Here is a 16,504-nt window from a genome sequence, read left to right as displayed (position 1 = left end):
TCACTCCACTGCGCATCTGTGACATCCGCAGCAAAAGGATAAACTTCGCCGGCGGTATCAGGACCCCTTCGGCCGGTGCGCGGCGGTCCCGCCGGATCGGGAACACCGGCTATTCACGGGCGTTCCCGGCGTACACGCGGACCGGCGTCGGGCACACCGCAATCTCGCCGTTCCCGCGCGACAGCAAATCAATTCCGGACAGTTGATCGCCAGCAGGATCGAGCACCGGAGTACGGACAGATGGCGTCCCTCCGCGTCGCGGTGCCGGTTTCGGAGACTCGCCGCGAAGGAAGAAGGACGGCGAGGCCGGCCGCGTACCTCGGGCAGGGTACCGACCGGCCGAACGGGCCATCCGAGGACGCGATCCGCACGGCCCGGGGCGGGTCGGGCCGTTGTACGGGCCGCGACTGACGGAACGTGGGCGGGACGTGGAACACTCCCGCAGTGGTGGAAGGCCGGACAGTACCCATGACTGACCATGAGATGACACCCGGACCGGCGGTGCATCAGAAGATCGACACATCGGTGCCGCACTCGGCCCGCATCTGGAACTACTGGCTGGGCGGAAAGGACCACTACCCCGTCGACGAGGAGGCCGGCGACGCGTACAGCTCCGCCTTCCCCGGCATCGTCACCGTCGCCCGCAGCAGCCGTGCCTTCCTGCGCCGCAACATCACGTACCTGGTTCAGGAGGCGGGCATCCGGCAGTTCCTGGACGTCGGGACCGGCCTGCCGACGGTGGACAACACCCACGAGGTCGCCCAGCGGCTCGCCCCCGAGAGCCGGATCGTCTACGTCGACCACGATCCCATGGTCCTCGCGCACGCCCGCGCCCTGCTCACCTCCACCCCCGAGGGGGCGACGGCGTACGTCGACGCCGACCTGGCCGACCCCGATCGCATCCTCGCGGCCGCCGCCCGGACCCTGGACCTCGGCCGGCCCACCGCCCTGATCCTCAGCAACATCCTCGGCCACGTCGCGGACTACGAGCAGGCCCGCTCCATCGTCACCCGCTTGATGAACGGACTGCCGCCGGGCAGTTATCTCTCCGTCAATGACGGTTCACGGGGCACCGACGCCGCCTACGAGGCGGCCCAGGACGCCTACAACGAGACCGGTGCCGTGCCGTACTTCCTGCGTCCCGTCGACAGGATCGCGGCGTTCTTCGACGGTCTGGAACTGCTGGAGCCCGGCGTCGTCTCCGTTCCCCTCTGGCGTCCGGAGCCCGCTTCCGCCGCCCCGGAACCCATCGGCGAGCACGGCGGTCTCGCCCGCAAGCCCTGACCCGGACCCGGGGCGGCCCGGGATGTCCGGCCGGCGCCGCCCGGCCCCCGCCGTCCGCGTCCACCGTCCGGTATCGGCCGGGTGGCATCGGCCGGGCGGCGTCGGCCGTCCTCGATCAGGCCGCGTTCAGAGCCACCGTCGGGTGCAGACGGGAGGCGCGGATCGCCGGATAGAGGCCCGCGACCACACCGATCAGGAGCGTGGCGGCCAGCCCGCCCGCCAGGGACCAGGGCGGGACCACCGCGGTCCACCCCTGGACCCTCGCGAAGCCGTACGTCGCCGCCGCTCCCAGCAGCGCGCCGGCCGCCCCGCCCAGTGCCGACAGCAGCAGCGACTCCGTCAGGAACTGGAGCCGGATCGCGTTGCGTGTCGCTCCCAGCGAACGTCTCAGGCCGATCTCCTGACGGCGCTCCAGAACGGAGATGACCATGGTGTTGGCCACGCCCACACCACCGACCAGCAGGGCCACCGCGCCGAGGCCGAGCATCAGGTTGGTCAGGCCCTCGTCCGTGGCTGCCTTGGCGGCCAGCGCGTCCGAAGGCCGGGAGACCCTGATGGCCGACTCGTTGCCGGGACTGATGGTGCGGGCCAGGACCGCCCGTACGTCCTCCACCGAGGCGTCCGTGGAGCGTTCGAAGATGGTCGTGGGGAGTCCGTCGAAGCCGAAGTAGCGCTCGGCCGCGGGGAATCCGACCAGGGCCACCCGGTCCAGGGTGGGGACCAGTTCGATCGGTTCGAGGATGCCGACGACGACCACCCGGATGTCGTTCATCATGATCGTCTCGCCGGTGCGGGTGATACCCAGGCGCTCCGCGGCCACCGCCCCGAGGACCGTCATCGGGAGGCGTTCGCCGACGGTATCCAGCCAGGTGCCCTTGCCGACCTCTCCGCCGAGCGTGGACAGCAGGTCGGTGCGGGCCGCCTGGGTGGTGACTCCGGCGGTGCGTTCCTCGGGGACGAGGTCGCTGCGGCGGATGCGCGCGTCGACCTCGGCGGTGGCCGTGGCGTGCCGCACCGGGCCGATGCGCTCGACCATCGCCACCGCGTTCCTGGGGAGTTCGACCTCTCCCCCCAGGGCGTCCTCGCCCGCCTCGGCGGTGAGGAGGTTGGTGCCGAGGCGGTCGAGCCGGGCCATCAGGTCCGAACGGCTCGACTCGGACAGGCCGACGACCGCGACCATGGTCGCGATGCCGATGGCGATGCCGAGCGCCGAGAGCACCACACGGGCGCGGCGGGCGCGCAGGCCGACCGCACCGACGCGGAGGATGTCGCGCGGGGAGAGGCGGGAGGGCCTCAGGGCGTGCTTCATGAAACCGCCTCTTCCGTTCCGGCGCGGGGGGCGGGACACGAGTCCGAGACGATCTCGCCGTCCTTGAAGCGGACCCGGCGCGGAAGCGAGTCCGCGATCTCGTTGTCGTGGGTGATCACACAGATGGTCGTGCCGGACGCGTTCAGCTCGTGCAGAAGCTCCATGACGATCTCACCGGACGCGGTGTCCAGCGCCCCGGTCGGTTCGTCCGCCAGCAGCAGCCGGGGGTCGCCCACCAGGGCGCGGGCGATGGCCACACGCTGCTTCTCGCCGCCGGACAGCTCGTTGGGCGTGTGCGCGTAGCGGTGGTCGAGCCGTACCTGGGCGAGTGCCTCCCGCGCCCGCGTACGCCGCTCCTTGAGCGGTACCCCCGCGTACAGCAGTCCGTCCGCGACGTTGTCCACCGCGTCGCGCCCCGCCGCCAGGTGGAAGTGCTGGAACACGAAGCCGATGTGGCGGGCGCGCAGTGCGGAGAGCCGGGAGTCGGAGAGTTCGGACACGTCGTACCCGGCGACCCGGACGGTGCCCGTGGTGGGTTTGTCGAGGGTGCCCATGACGTTGAGCATCGTGGACTTGCCGGAGCCCGACGGGCCGACGACGGCGACGAGTTCGCCCTCCTCGACCGTGAGGTTCACCCGGCGCAGGGCGTGGACGCCACCGGGGTAGGACTTGGTGGCGTCCCGCAGTTCGATCACGGGGGCGGGCGTCATGACTTCGCCACTCCGACCTTGAGTCCCTCGCGGACGTCCGGACCGCTGACCTCGATCTGCCCGTCGGCGGTCATGCCCGCTTCCACCCGTACCGTCTTCGAGGTGGTGCCCCGGACGATCTGGAGGCCGTAGCCGCCCTTCTCGCCGCGCAGGGCGACGACCGCCTCGACGGGGACCGCGAGGACTCCCCGGCGTGCCTCGCTGACGAACTTCACGCTCGCCGGCGCCTCGGCGTCCTCGCCGGAGACGGCTCCCGCCCCGCCGTCGAGGACGACCTCGACGGTGATGCCCTCCGCCGCGGCCTCGCCCCCGCCGGCGGCGTCCTCGGGGCGCACCGTCCCGACGACCTTGCCGGCCACGGTCCTCCCGCTCGGCAGGGTGACCTCGACCTTGGTGCCGCCGGAGGCGAGCGCGCCGTCGGTCTGATCCAGTTGTGCCCGTACGACGGGCTTGGTGGAGGCGACCGTCAGGACGGTGTCGCTCGGCCCGACCCGGTCGGCGAGCGCGGCGTCCGCGTCGGCGACCTTGACCCGGTCGGGCTGGAACACGACGTCGCCCATGCCGACCCTGCCGGTGGTGTCGCGGTTCAGGGTCTTCTGCCACTCCTTCACGGCGGCCTCGGTGTCCTTGTCGTACCACGGGTCGACGTACAGCTTCGCTCCGAACCCCAGGTCGCGCAGATTGCGTTCCAGCTGGAGCACGTCGCTGCCCCGGTCGCCCTTCTTCATCTCGCGGAACATCGGGACCGGCCCGTAGAGAAGGGTGACGGGCTTGTCGTTCAGCTCGTAGAGCGTCTGCCCCATGGTCACCGTCCGCCCTTCGGAGGCGGCCACCGTGACGGTGCCCTCCACGGCGGATCTGACGGGGCGGCGCTGGGCGAAGTCGAGTTCGCCGTCGACCGTCTTGGACAGCACGAGGTCGGTGCGTACGACGGTGGCGGTGGCGGGCGGCAGGCCACCGTCGCGCCCGGAGGCGCCCGCGCCGCCGTCGTCACCGGGGAGCAGGACTCCCCCGGTGACGGCCGCCGCGACGGCCGCCGCGCCGAGGGTGAGGAATGCGGTGCGGCGCCTCACTGCATGCCGTCCAGGCCTTCGAGCAGCTTCGACTCGCACGCCTTGCGGGCCTGCTTGTACGCGGGCGAGTTCTCGTCGTAGGCCCGGGACATCGGGTTCGGCTGACCGCCCGGCTGGGCGTTCCCGGCGCTCATCGTCGGGTTGGTGAACTTGGAGATGCCGTTGTCCCGCATGCATTTGGCGTGCGCGAGCATCGACTCGTACGCCTTCTGCTGGTCGACCTCGGGCGTCGCTGTCATGGCGACCTGCAGTTCGGGGACGCAGACGCCGTTCTTGCCGCCCTTGATGCCCTCGTTGCGGCCGGGCTGGGAGCCGATCTCGTTGACCTTCGCCCAGTCGAGGTGGCCGCTGAGCCTGGGGTCGGGGAAGTCGGGGTAACCGCCCTTGGCGCGCATGCACTGGACGTACTTCATCTGGGCGTCGTAGAACGCGCTCTTGCCCGCGGGCGGGGTGCTCGGCTTCTTGTCGCCCTCCGCGGCGCCCGCCGCCGGCGCGTCCGGTACGTCCGCGATCGCTTCGTCCTTCTTCGTACCGCCGGCGCTGTCGTCACCGCCGCCGCAGGCGACGGAGAAGGCGAGTACGGGCAGGGCCACGAGGGCGGCCAGGCGGAGCCGGGTGGTGGTCCGGGGGTTCGTCATGGGGAAACTCATGGACCTCACGTTCACGGCCGCAGATGATGGCCCGTGCATGACGAGGTGATGGGAACGTAACAATGCCTCCGACCTGCGCTTCCACCCCTGTACGGAGTAGGCGGAACGGTTCCGCCGCGCCCATAATCGGCCCCATGCCGCATGTGCTTCTGATCGAGGACGACGCGTCCGTGAGGGACGGAATGGAACTCGTGCTGCGCCGGCACGGGTACGGCGTGGACACCGCCGCCACCGGTGAGCAGGCCCTCGCCCTGCTGGCCGGGGAGGGGGGCGCACGGGTCGAGCTGGCCGTACTGGACCTGATGCTGCCCGGTATGGACGGCTTCGAGGTGTGCCGCCGCATCCGCGCCCGCTCGGCGACCCTGCCGGTCATCATGCTGACCGCGCGCGGCGACGACTCCGACATCGTGACCGGCCTGGAGGCGGGCGCCGACGACTATGTCGTCAAGCCGGTCACCGCGCCCGTCCTGGAGGCGCGCATCCGGGCCGCCCTGCGCCGCGCGGAGCCGTCGCCGTCCCCTGCGGCGTCCGGCCCCACGTCCGCCTCGGGGCGGGCGGACGGCGGTCCCGTCCTCGGGGGCCTGCACATCGACCGCGCCGGGCTGACCGTCACCAAGAACGGCGCACCGGTTCCGCTGCCGCCCACCGAGCTGCGGCTGCTGCTGGAGCTGTCGGCCTCCCCCGGCCGGGTGCTCAGCCGCGAGCAGCTCCTCGAATCCGTCTGGGACCACAACTTCCTGGGCGACTCCCGGCTGGTGGACGCGGCGGTCGGCCGGCTGCGGGCCAAGCTGGAGGACGTGCCGGCGAAGCCGCGGTACGTCCAGACCGTGCGGGGCTTCGGCTACCGCTTCGGACCGCTGTGAACCGTCCGGGAAGCGGCGGGGGCGGCGCCCCGCGGAGGCGCTCGCGCCGGCTCGTCGGCGGGCTGCGCGTCCGGCTCGTCATCGCCTTCGTCGTCGTCGCCCTGATCAGCGCGGTGACCGCGACCGCCCTCGCCTACCGGGACGCCCGCACCGCCGTCCTCCAGCGCGCCCAGAACACGGCGGTGAACGACTTCCGGGAGCGGGTCGGCACGGTGGCCGCCCAGTTCGACATACCCCCCGACCAGCAGTCGCTGTCCCGGTTCGCGGCGAAGGTGTCGGAGGGGGTCGGCGGGAACATCGTGGTCGCCCGCTACCGGGGACTCACCGGGGTCTCCGACACTCTCGCCGAGACGGAGGACCGGATCACCACCGGGCTGCGCGACACCGTGCGCAGCGGGAACGGGGCACGGTTCCAGCGGGTGATGTGGCGGGGCGAGCCCTATCTGGCCGTCGGCACGCCCGTGATGTACGCCGACGGGGACCGCCGCGCCTCCGGCCTGGAGGTCTTCATGATCGCCGATCTGCGGGCCGAGCGCGACGACACCGCGGCCCTGCTCGACTCCGTGCGGGCGGGCATCGTGCCGGTGGTGCTGCTGGCCGCCGTCCTCGCGCTGCTGGCCGCGCGGACGGTCCTGCGTCCGGTACGGAAGCTGGGCCGGGCCACCCGCGAACTCGCGGCCGGGGATCTCGGCAGCCGGGTCGCGGTCACCGGACACGACGAACTCGCCGACCTGGCGACGACGTTCAACGAGACCGCCGACGCGCTCCAGGCCTCCGACGCGGAGCTGCGCGCGCAGGAGGCGAAGGCACGCCGCTTCGTGGCGGACGTGTCGCACGAACTGCGCACGCCCCTCGCCGCGATGACGATGGTGGCGACCGTCCTGGAGGAGGACGCCGACCAGCTGCCGCCGGACGCGGCGCGGGCCGCCCGTACCGTCGGCGCGGAGACGGCACGGCTGTCCCGGCTGGTCGACGATCTGATGGAGATCTCCCGCTTCGACGCCAAGGCGGTCCGGCTGAACGCGGCCGAGACCGGCCTCGCCGACACCGTACGGGCGTCGCTGGCGCTGCGCGGCTGGACGGACCGGGTGCGCACGCACCTCGACGAGGACCTCCGCGCGGTCGTCGACCGGCGCCGTATCGACGTGATCGTGGCCAATCTGGTGGGCAACGCGTTGCGGCACGGCGCTCCGCCGGTCACCGTGACCCTGGGGACAGCCCGCGAGCCGGACGGGGAGTGGGTGACGCTGGAGGTCGCGGACCACGGCCCCGGGCTGCCGTCGGCGGCCCGGGAGCAGGTCTTCGACCGTTTCTACAAGGCGGACACGGCCCGTACGCGAGGCGCGTGCGACGACGACGGCGGACAGGGCAGCGGCCTCGGTACGGCGATCGCGCTGGAGAACGCGCGGCTGCACGGCGGCACGATCGATGTGGCCGACGGACCGCGGGGCGGCGCGGTGTTCACACTGCGGCTGCCTCTGCGGCGTACCGGAGAGGAAACGGAGTGAAGGTGCGGCAGGGTGCCGTGGTCGTCGCGCTGGGGCTCGCCCTGCTGGGCTGCGGCGTCCAGCCGACCGGAGTGATCGACGCGGGCGAGCCGGCGTCCGGTCCGACGCGCGGGGCGCGGCTCTATTTCGCGTCCGACGGCGGGCTGCGCGGAGTTCCGCTGCTCGACAGGGAGATCGAGAACCTCGACACGGTGATGAAACTGCTCTCGGCTGGGCCGTCGCCCTCCGAACAGCGTGACGGACTCACCTCTCTCGTCCAGGACCTCGGCGGCTATTCGGTGCGGGGATCGGGCACCCGCGTCACGGTGCGCCTGGAGGAGCCCTATGCGGCGACGGGGCACGACCAGGGCACGGGGCAGTTGGTGTGCACGCTGGCGCGCGCCCAGTCCGTGCTGGAACCGAAGGTCAGGGCCGATGACGTGGAAGTCACCCTGCGGCCGTCCGAAGGCGCCGCGCTGGGCCCCTTCCGATGCGGGGAGTTCCTCGACGGCTGAGGCGGAAAGCCTCCTTGGCCGTCCCCCGGGCGCACCGGGGTCCGCGCAGCGCCGTCACCGGGCAGGGGTCCTTCTGCGTTCTCCCTCGTCCCGGCACCGCCATCGCGGTGCCGGGACTTGTGGAGGGACTCGCGGCAACGAGTCCGCCCCGTCTCCGGAACTGGATTGCCCGCAGTACATCGGAGAGCCCCGCGGCGGAAACCTGCCCACCGCGGGCGCACCGTCAAAGATCGGGTATCCGCGCCGCCAGGTCAACACGGGGACAGGACCGCGGGAATCGGGACCCTGACGGGCCCATGAGCTGGGGCGGAACGCTTCCGGCCATGGCCGGAAGGGGCGACAGCGGGCGGGACACCGCCGCGGCTATCCGCGTACCTCCCCGAAAGGAGCTGCGCAAAGGTGGGACGGATCTGCGGAATCGCGTTCATCATCACCGCCCCGACCAGGCAGGAAGTCCCGTGAATGCCGGTGGCCGGGCCGGACCGGAGCAGGGACACGGACGCGGAATCGGCGCCGAAGGGGTTAGTCCGGCCGCCGGGAATGCTGCAACATCACTACGTACACAGGCGGCGGCAACCGCCTTGCGCAACCCCTCTGTTCGCCCGCAGTACACATTCGTCTGGAGAACCACCATGAACAGCGCCCTTCTCTGCGGCACGTCCGACGCCGTGCCGCCCCGCCCTCTCACCGTCCCCGAGGTCGTCGTCCTGATCGTCATCGTCGTCGCCGCCACCGTTCTGGCCGCCGCCGGGCTCCCGGCCATCAGCGCGACCGTGCTGATCGTCGAGGCGGCGGCCCTGGGCGTCCGGCTGCTGCGCCGGCTGCGGATCGGGGCGACCGATCCGGGACCGGCGGAGGCCTGACCGTCCATGGGGCGCCGTGAGAACCCGATCGCCCAGTGCGGCAAGTCCCTGTTCGCACTGGCGACCTGGCTGCGCGCCGGCCGTGACGAGGCCGGGCTGACCTATCACCAGCTCGCCGCTCGTACGGACTTCAGCGCCGACACCCTCGCGCGCGCCGCCTCCGGATGCAGCGTGCCGCAGAACCCGGACGTGGTCACCTCCTACGCCCGGGCCTGCGGCCGCAGCACGAAGGAGGCCGAGCGCCTGTGGAAGCACGCCCGCCGCGACGAGGTCCGCGCCCAGGGCGTCCTCACCGGACACCGCGGCGGGGCGCACATCAGCGTGGTCAAGGACTTCGCCGACCTGCACTCCGCCATCGTCGACCTCTACCAGGACGACGGAAGCCCTCCGCTGCGGAGTCTGGACCCCCGCCTGGGCAGTGTGGGACGGCTGCCGCGCAGTACGGCCGGCCGGGTCCTCAAGGGCCGTTCGACGCCCGGCCGTGACTTCGTCCTCGCGTTCGCCGAGGCGTGCGGGGTCCGCAGGGCCGACCTCGCGGAGTGGGGGAAGGCCTGGGACCGTGCGGACGCGGACCGCAGCAGCACACGTGCCCGCCACCGGCGCAAGGACCGTCTCGTCACGCACGACCGCATCACACCGCGGGACCTCCAACTGCTCATGAGCGACCTGGAGTCCTCGGCACGCAGGAAGCCCGGCCTCAAGCTTCTGGTGAACATCCCCCACCAGAGCAACGGCGCCGGACAGAAGTCGGCCCGGATGACCCGTGAACTCCTCGTCGACCAGGCGCAGCGCCGGGGAGAGCTCGCCTGTCCCCGGTGCCGCCGGCCGTCCTTCGGCTACAACGACGCGCGCGGGTGGACCGCCGCGCTCTGTGCCGACTGCGCGCCCGCGCGGGCCCCCGAACCCTCCGCGCCCCACGCCCCGGACACCCCGACACTGGTCCTGCGGATCCCCGCCGCGTCTCCCCGTGAGCCGCTTCCGCGCCGGGTGCCTCAGCAGGCCTGGCCCCGTCCGGCCGATCCGGAGCCCGCTCCGCCGCAGAACGCGGACGCGATGACAACGCTCGACGACCCGCCACAGGCGGGCCCGCCCCGACCGCCGGACTGGTTCCGCCCGCCCGCGGGTCCGGGCCGCCCGTACCAGTACTGTCCGTGTCCCGCCTGCCAGAGCCCGGACCGGACGCCGGACCGGACGCCGCCGCCCGCGCCGGCTCCCACCGGGACCCGGCTCACCACCCGTATCCGCATCAACATCCCCGGCAGCCGCCCCATCCCGCCCGTCGTGCTGCGCACGCCTCCCGCATCCGATCAGTGACGGGGCCCGGCGGCCACCCCGCACGGAGGGGGCCGGACGCGGTCGGCGGACCACCGCGACTACGGCCGGAGCCCTCAGACGGGGGCGTACCCGCGTTCACGGACGACCTCGCGCGCCAGCCGGACGAAGGCGCGTGCGACGGCGCTCCGGTAGGCGCTCTCCCTGTGCAGCAGGGTGACGGTACGGGTGGGCAGCGGCGGATCGAGGCGGACGGGCCTCAGGTGCGGATGGTCGTGGGTGATGGCCTCGGGCAGCACCGTGGCCAGGTCCGGCGTGCGTCGGACGATCTCGGTGAGGGCCTGGATGGTGTTGGCCTCGACGGTCACGGGCGGGCTGAGGTGATGCTCGGCGAAGTAGCGGTCGATGTGACGGCGGGTGGCGAAGTCCGGGCTGAGCAGGGCGAGGCTCTGCTGTGCCAGATCGGCCACCGGCATGGGCTGCCGCTCCCCGGGGCCGGGCCCGGCCGCCGTGGTGACGAGGCTGAGTGTCTCGGTGAACAGCGCCGTCGCGGTGACTCCGGGAAGGTGGGCCGCCGCGAAGGCGATGCCGAGGTCGGTCTCGTCGGCCAGCAGACTGGTCTCGATCCGGTCCTGGGGCATCTCGTGCACCTGCAGGGTGACCCCGGGATGCCGGCTGTGGAGTTCCCGTGTGAGGGGTCCGACGAGGTAGGCCGTGAAGGTGGGCGTCATCGCCAGCCGCAGATGGCCCCGGGACAGGTCCGCCACATCGAGTACGGCGCGGTCTGCGGCGGCCAGCTCCGTGAGGGCGCGCCGGGCGTAGTACACGTACGCCTCACCGGCGTCCGTCAGCCGGACGCCGCGTCCGCCGCGGTCGAGCAGCAAGGCGCCGACGGCTCGTTCCAGCTGCTTGATCTGCTGGGACAGGGTCGGCTGGGAGATGTGCAGTGCCTCTGCGGCGCGTGTGAACGTGCCGTGCTCGGCCACGGCGAGCAGATAGCGGACATGGCGTAGTTCAGGGCCCATGAATCTCACTATAGATGCAGTCGATAGATCTCATGCATAGCGGATATTGGACGCTATAGACGCTGGTCGTGCACGGTTGTCCCTGTCAGCCCGCAGGGCAGAAACTCATGAGAGGGAGTGTCCATGCACGATCTTCGTGACGGCCATACCCGGTTCCGCAGGGACGTCTATCCGGCCAGGAAGAGGCTCTTCTCGCGTCTCGCCACCACGCACCGGCCGAAGACGCTGTTCATCGGCTGTTCCGATGCCCGGGTCGTCCCGGAGATGATCACGCAGAGCGAGCCGGGTGAACTGTTCGTGATCCGCACCGCCGGCAACCTGGTCCCCGCGTACGGCCCGGGAGCGGACGGCGTCACCGCGAGCATCGAATACGCCGTCGCCGTTCTGGGCGTGAGCGACATCGTCGTGTGCGGGCATTCCGCCTGCGGGGCGATGACCGCCCTGGCCGAGGGCCACGATCTGAGTGGCGCCCCGGCCATCGCCGGCTGGCTGCGCCACGCGGACGCCGCGCTGGCCCGTGCCGCCGCGGTCCCCGCGTCCGGCGCGCCGGACCGGGCCGCAGTCGCCGCGCTGGTACGGGCGAACGTCGCCACCCAGCTGCGGAATCTGGCCACCCACCCCTCGGTGACCCGGGCCCTGGCCGAGGGCACCATCACCCTGCGCGGCTGGGTCTTCGACATCGCCACCGGCACCGTCGAAACGGTCGACGACACGATGGTCGCGGCCTGACCCGTTCCGCGGGAACCGCCACCGGCCGCCATCCCGGCGACCGGCTCACACAGAAGGAATTCCCCATGACGCACGCCCAGTTCGACCCGGCCGCCCGCCAGGCTCTGGCCGCCGCCGCGGTCGCCGCCAAGACCCGCAAGGACCTCACCTGGCAGCAGATCGCGGACGCCGCCGGTCTGTCACCGGCGTTCACCACCGCCGCCGTACTGGGGCAGCACGCCCTGCCGGAGCGGTCCGCGCAGGCGGTCGGGGAGCTGCTGGACCTGGACGCGGACGCGGTGACGCTGCTGCAGACCATCCCGACCCGCGGTTCCCTCCCCGGCGGCATTCCCACCGACCCGACCATCTACCGCTTCTACGAGATGCTCCAGGTCTACGGCACCACTCTCAAGGCCCTCGTCCATGAACAGTTCGGCGACGGCATCATCAGCGCGATCAACTTCAAGCTGGACGTGAAGAAGGTCGCCGACCCCGAAGGCGGCGAGCGCGCGGTGATCACTCTGGACGGCAAGTACCTGCCGACCAGGCCGTTCTGACCGCCGGGCGGGCGGCGGCCGCATCTGCGCCCCGCCGCCGCCCGCGCCGACGTGCAGCACCTCCGGATCGGCCGGCACGGCACGGGGCAGCGCCGCCGTCGGCGTACCCGCTCGTGCTCAGCCGAGGGCGTCGTACTCCGGCGGAGCGTCGGCGAGCTCGGGCCGGTCCGTCCAGTACCGCTCCCCGTGGAGGGCCAGCATCGCCCAGTGCCACGCCTCGTCATGGAAGACCAGCCCCCGGAACGGGGCGTCGGCCGGCTCGTACGCGTACCGCTCCTCGGCCGCCGCCCGGGACCCGTCCGGGGACATGTTCCCGTACCGCCTCATCACCCAGGCATAGCGTCTCCGTTCATCGTGCAGGTACGCGGCGTACTCCTCCTCGCTCCACGTCACACCCTCCACCCTATGCAGCGGCGTCCCCCGGCGGATGCGGGGTGCCCCGGCGCGATCCGGCGGAGCGAAGCGGAGCTCCTGTCACCGGGCCCGTGGGGACGGCCCGGTCCCCCGCGGCAGTGCGAGGGAGGTGAGGCGGGTGGAGACCGATGCGCCCGGGACGCTCGTGGGGCCGTCCGTGACATGCGTGGCGGACCGCGGCGCGCCCTCCGGGGGTGCACACGCTGCCCGGCCGCTGTCGGTCACCAGCGCAGCGCGGTGAAGTCCACGGGCCGGGGGGTCAGTTCCTGGGTACGTGCCGTCAGCCGGCGCATGCGCTCCGCCATGTCCGCGGCCGGGAGCCTCTTGCGGTCTCCGTGCCCCGGCAGCAGCCACTCGAAGCGGAGGCCGTCCGCGGTTCGCGCCAGCGAGGCGGCCAGCTCCCGGATGGAGTACCAGGTGACGCTCTCCGCCACTTCGATGTCACCTGTCGTACGGGACCAGTAGAAGCTGTCGCCGCTGAAGCAGTACGTCTCGTCCGCGACGTAGAGCACGCTGCCCTCGGTGTGACCGGGCAGCGGGTGCGCGAGCATTCCCTCGGCGATCTCGACGGTGCCGGTGCCCCGGATGATCCGGTCGGCGTCCGGCGCGGCGTCGAGGTCGCCCTCGTGGATCCACAGCCGGGCGCCGAAGTGGTCCGCGTACCGGCGGCCGTGCGCGGCGTGGTCCCGATGGGTCAGCAGGACGTCGGTCACCTCGGCGATGGTGTCGTACCGGGCGGCCAGCGACGGGCTCCAGCGAGGTGTGTCCACGAGCATCGCCGTACCGGAAGGGCGCCGGACGAGGTAGGAGTTGGCCCCCGCGGTGTGCGTCGAGTTCTGCCCGCACAGGAGGACCGTGTCGTCGAGCGGCAACGGGAAGGGGTCCAGCGCGGGGTCGAGCCGCTGGGAGGTGTGCCGGATGGAACGGGTGTGGCAGGCGAACGCGGCGGCGAGTAAGCGGCCGGTCTCCTCCTCGCTCCGTGGCTGACGGTAGATCTCGGACCGTCCGTCGACCTCACGGATCAGGTCCGGTGCGTACTGCCGGGCGACATCGCAGTTCGTGCAGCGATCGTCCACGTACCAGCCTCCGGTCTCCTCCGCCGCTCCGGCTGCTGCTGGGTGGGCAATGTGGGCGTGATCCATGGCTTCCTTCACTCCTCGCGGTGTGTACGGGTCCTGCGACCAAGAGGTATCCCGGCGGCCGCCGTAAGAGGAAGGGGAGCCGGCTCTTGATTTCGGTGACGACCACGCCTCTCGGAACGTAAGCCCCGGCCCTGCCCGGAAGGTGTTCCCGCGCATGTCCGGATGTCCGGGTACGGCTGCGCCACAGGTCGCAGTACGGACCGCCGAGGGGACCTGATGCTCCACCCTCCCCGGGCCCGGGACGACCGTCAGGCACTGCCCGACCGGAGGATCAACGCGGTCCGCCACCGCGTCCGTCCGCGGATTCGTCAGGCGAGGACGACCGGCTCGCCGGTCAGCGAGACACCTGCCTCGCGCAGTTCGCCGAGGGCGCGGTGCGTGGTGTCTGCGGCGACGCCCGCCGTGTAGTCGAGCAGGACGTGTGCGGCGAATCCGGCCCGTACGGCGTCCAGCGCGGTGGCCTTGACGCAGTGGTCGGTGGCGATGCCGACGATGTCGACAGCGGTGATGTCCCGGGCCTTGAGCCAGTCGGCCAGCGAGGTGCCGTCTTCGGCCGAACCTTCGAAGCCGCTCTTCGAGGCGGAGTGGGCCCCCTTGTAGAAGACCTCGTCGACGGCCTCGGAGGCGGGGGCGAACCCGGGATGGAATTCGCTCCCCTCACTGCCGGCCACACAGTGCTCGGGGAACGAGTCCCGGAAATCCGGATGGTCGGAGAAGTGGCCGCCCGGGTCGACGTGGTGATCGCGGGTCGCGACCACACTCGCGTACTGGCTGCCCGCCGTACGCCGGACGAGTTCAGCGATGGCCCCGGCCCTCTCCGCGCCGCCCCTCACCGGCACACTCCCGCCCTCACAGAAGTCCTTCTGCACATCCACCACAATCAGCGCACGGCTCATGCCACGGCCTTTCCTCTCGGGAACCGGTCGCTCCATGCGTCCCCCCTCCGCCCCCGGTGGGCACACGGCTGCCCGTCATTCACCCGACCGATCCGCCCGCCCGGAGCGGCCGGCACATGATGAACCGTCAGTGGTCGTGCCCCCGAAGGGGCTTGGACGGCCGGCGCCGGTACCGGCGCTCATGCCGTCCCGGTCACCAGGTGACCGGCAGTTCGGCCACGCCGCCGAGCTGGACGTGGACCGTGACGCTGCGGACCTCCTGCGAGGGGACGTCCAGGCGGATCGTCGGGATGCGGCGCAGGAGGGTGGTGAGGGCGATGTCCATTTCGGCACGGGCCAGGTTCTGGCCGACGCATTGGTGGATGCCGTAGCCGAAGGCGACATGACGGCCGACCCTGCGGTCGATGTCGAACGCGTCGGGGCTGTCCCAGATGTCCGGGTCCCGGTTCATCAGCATGGTCGAGAAGAGGACGCCGTCGCCCGCCCCGATGGTGTGCCCGGCGATGTCGATGTCCTCGACCGCCACACGGGGGAGCGCGTCCGTGACGGAGCTGATCCGCAGCAGTTCCTCGACGGCGCCGGGCATCAGCGAGGGGTCCCGGCGCAGCCGGTCGAGCTGGGCGGGGTGGTCGAGCAGGGCGAGGACGGCGGTGGAGAGGGTGGTGGAGGTGGTTTCGTTCCCTCCGGACATCAGAACGACGCAGGTCATCGCCAGTGTGTCCAGGTCCTGCCGGGTCATGGGGCGGTGGGCGGCGACGAGGTCGTCGATCAGGTCGCCGCCGGGGGCCCGTTGCCGGTCCGTGAGCAGGCCCTTGAGGTAGTCCAGGAGCTGGGCGAGCAACTCCTCCGGGGTGCAGCCGTCCTCCTCGTCGGACGGCGCGAGGAGTCGTGTGATCAGCGTGTCGACGCGCGGGCGGTCCCGGTGCGGCATCCCCAGCAGGGCGAACGTCGTGTCGGAGGCCAGGGGCATCGCGTAGGCGCGGACCAGATCCGCCCGGTCGCCCGCGGCGAGCATGGCGTCGACCAGCCGTTCGGCGCTCCGCTCGATGGCCGGGCGCAGGGCGGCGATCCGGCGGATGCCGAAGGCGGACGAGACCCACCTGCGCTGGCGGGCGTGGAGGGGGTCGTCCACGCCGATCAGCGGGAGGCCGGGCATCTGCCGGGAGGCCATGCTCTCGGTCAGGCTGGGGAACGAGGGATGCGCCGTGTCGCAGGAGATCCGCGGGTCGCGGATCAGCTCCCGTCCCACGTCGCTTCCGGAGACGAGCCAGACACTTCGTCCGTCGTACAGGGACACACGGGACAGCGGACGGTGCTCGCGCAGCGGCCCGTATCCGGCGGGCATGGCGTAGGGGCAGGTGCGTTCCATCGGGTAGCTCGGGGTCGGGAAGGCCGTGGGGGACGATCCGGCGGTGGCTGTCACGTTGTTCCTCACCTCTTCGGCCCGTGCGCGGCGAGGTGGTCGCGTACGGGCCGGCGCTCGGCGCCGCCTCGTGCGGGCGCGGCGTGCCCGGCCGACGTGCCGACGGCCTGAGCAGAACCTGACTGCCAGCCTGCCGCGCCGGGGGGCCCGTACCGACCCCGACCGCGCAGGTTCACGCATACGGGGTACACGGCGCTCCTGTGTGCGCCGGACATGCGGGGGCCGGAGCCGTTCTGGTCGTCCCGCCGCGTCGTTGTTCCGGGTACCGCACGGCCGAGGCCGCCGGGCGGGAGGAAGAGCGGAAGGAGGGCCG

General features: G+C 72.0%; 17 protein-coding genes. 8 read left to right on the top strand and 9 right to left on the bottom strand.

The genetic code is table 11. From position 1 onward, the window contains the following. Positions 1 to 468: 468 nt before the first annotated feature. Complete coding sequence (locus ABT170_RS20480) at positions 469 to 1,284, top strand: SAM-dependent methyltransferase (RefSeq protein ID WP_329941538.1); 816 nt, start codon at positions 469 to 471, stop codon at positions 1,282 to 1,284. 115 nt (positions 1,285 to 1,399) lie between these two features. On the opposite strand, the gene ABT170_RS20475 is transcribed toward ABT170_RS20480, so the two are convergent. From ABT170_RS20475 to ABT170_RS20460, 4 genes are read right to left on the bottom strand one after another with little or no spacing between them, the layout of a single operon-like run. Continuing rightward, positions 1,400 to 2,593, bottom strand: coding sequence for an ABC transporter permease (locus tag ABT170_RS20475; RefSeq protein ID WP_329941537.1), 1,194 nt, complete (start codon positions 2,591 to 2,593; stop codon positions 1,400 to 1,402). After that, on the bottom strand, positions 2,590 to 3,303 hold the full coding sequence (locus ABT170_RS20470) for an ABC transporter ATP-binding protein (RefSeq protein WP_351869216.1): 714 nt from the start codon (positions 3,301 to 3,303) through the stop codon (positions 2,590 to 2,592). The genes ABT170_RS20475 and ABT170_RS20470 overlap by 4 nt, the downstream gene beginning before the upstream one ends. After that, a complete protein-coding gene (locus ABT170_RS20465; RefSeq protein WP_351869213.1) occupies positions 3,300 to 4,376 on the bottom strand; it encodes a peptidoglycan-binding protein in 1,077 nt (358 codons plus the stop codon). Before ABT170_RS20465 ends, ABT170_RS20470 begins: the two co-directional genes overlap by 4 nt. Then, positions 4,373 to 5,014 (bottom strand): hypothetical protein, encoded by a 642-nt coding sequence (locus tag ABT170_RS20460; protein WP_329941534.1) that lies wholly within the window; start codon positions 5,012 to 5,014, stop codon positions 4,373 to 4,375. Before ABT170_RS20460 ends, ABT170_RS20465 begins: the two co-directional genes overlap by 4 nt. A gap of 146 nt (positions 5,015 to 5,160) precedes the next feature. Between ABT170_RS20460 and ABT170_RS20455 the strand changes: the two genes are divergently transcribed. The 5 genes from ABT170_RS20455 to ABT170_RS20435 all read left to right on the top strand — a co-directional run bounded on the left by ABT170_RS20455 (position 5,161) and on the right by ABT170_RS20435 (position 10,068). Further along, positions 5,161 to 5,889, top strand: a complete 729-nt coding sequence (locus ABT170_RS20455; RefSeq protein ID WP_329941533.1) for a response regulator transcription factor — start codon at positions 5,161 to 5,163, stop codon at positions 5,887 to 5,889. Next, on the top strand, positions 5,886 to 7,397 hold the full coding sequence (locus ABT170_RS20450) for an ATP-binding protein (RefSeq protein WP_351869210.1): 1,512 nt from the start codon (positions 5,886 to 5,888) through the stop codon (positions 7,395 to 7,397). Before ABT170_RS20455 ends, ABT170_RS20450 begins: the two co-directional genes overlap by 4 nt. Further along, complete coding sequence (locus tag ABT170_RS20445; protein WP_351869207.1) at positions 7,394 to 7,891, top strand: hypothetical protein; 498 nt, start codon at positions 7,394 to 7,396, stop codon at positions 7,889 to 7,891. The genes ABT170_RS20450 and ABT170_RS20445 overlap by 4 nt, the downstream gene beginning before the upstream one ends. A 632-nt stretch (positions 7,892 to 8,523) precedes the next feature. Next, entirely contained in the window at positions 8,524 to 8,754 is a 231-nt protein-coding gene (locus tag ABT170_RS20440; protein WP_329941530.1) for a hypothetical protein, read from the top strand. Positions 8,755 to 8,760: 6 nt separating this feature from the next. Then, entirely contained in the window at positions 8,761 to 10,068 is a 1,308-nt protein-coding gene (locus ABT170_RS20435) for a helix-turn-helix domain-containing protein (RefSeq protein ID WP_351869204.1), read from the top strand. Positions 10,069 to 10,142: 74 nt separating this feature from the next. Here the strand turns inward: ABT170_RS20435 and cynR are convergent, their stop codons facing one another. After that, on the bottom strand, positions 10,143 to 11,051 hold the full coding sequence (cynR, locus tag ABT170_RS20430; RefSeq protein WP_351869202.1) for a transcriptional regulator CynR: 909 nt from the start codon (positions 11,049 to 11,051) through the stop codon (positions 10,143 to 10,145). Between the two features lie 123 nt (positions 11,052 to 11,174). Here cynR and ABT170_RS20425 point away from each other — a divergent pair, with 123 nt between their 5' ends. Further along, positions 11,175 to 11,780 carry a carbonic anhydrase gene (locus ABT170_RS20425; protein ID WP_329941527.1) on the top strand — a complete coding sequence of 202 codons (606 nt, stop codon included), beginning with the start codon at positions 11,175 to 11,177 and terminating at the stop codon, positions 11,778 to 11,780. A gap of 65 nt (positions 11,781 to 11,845) precedes the next feature. Beyond that, a complete protein-coding gene (gene cynS / locus ABT170_RS20420) occupies positions 11,846 to 12,316 on the top strand; it encodes a cyanase (protein WP_351869199.1) in 471 nt (156 codons plus the stop codon). A 117-nt stretch (positions 12,317 to 12,433) separates the two neighbouring features. On the opposite strand, the gene ABT170_RS20415 is transcribed toward cynS, so the two are convergent. The 4 genes from ABT170_RS20415 to ABT170_RS20400 all read right to left on the bottom strand — a co-directional run bounded on the left by ABT170_RS20415 (position 12,434) and on the right by ABT170_RS20400 (position 16,191). Continuing rightward, positions 12,434 to 12,709, bottom strand: coding sequence for a hypothetical protein (locus ABT170_RS20415; RefSeq protein ID WP_329941525.1), 276 nt, complete (start codon positions 12,707 to 12,709; stop codon positions 12,434 to 12,436). Positions 12,710 to 12,951: 242 nt separating this feature from the next. Continuing rightward, positions 12,952 to 13,872 (bottom strand): 4Fe-4S domain-containing protein, encoded by a 921-nt coding sequence (locus ABT170_RS20410; protein ID WP_329941524.1) that lies wholly within the window; start codon positions 13,870 to 13,872, stop codon positions 12,952 to 12,954. Between the two features lie 308 nt (positions 13,873 to 14,180). Continuing rightward, complete coding sequence (locus ABT170_RS20405) at positions 14,181 to 14,768, bottom strand: isochorismatase family protein (protein WP_329941523.1); 588 nt, start codon at positions 14,766 to 14,768, stop codon at positions 14,181 to 14,183. A gap of 193 nt (positions 14,769 to 14,961) precedes the next feature. Then, on the bottom strand, positions 14,962 to 16,191 hold the full coding sequence (locus ABT170_RS20400; protein ID WP_329941522.1) for a cytochrome P450: 1,230 nt from the start codon (positions 16,189 to 16,191) through the stop codon (positions 14,962 to 14,964). Positions 16,192 to 16,504: the final 313 nt, after the last annotated feature.

This window comes from Streptomyces sp. NPDC001787 (genome assembly GCF_040297465.1).
Lineage (GTDB): Bacteria > Actinomycetota > Actinomycetes > Streptomycetales > Streptomycetaceae > Streptomyces.
Note: the sequence above shows the minus strand (reverse complement) of the source record. Positions and strands in the feature narration are given on the sequence as shown.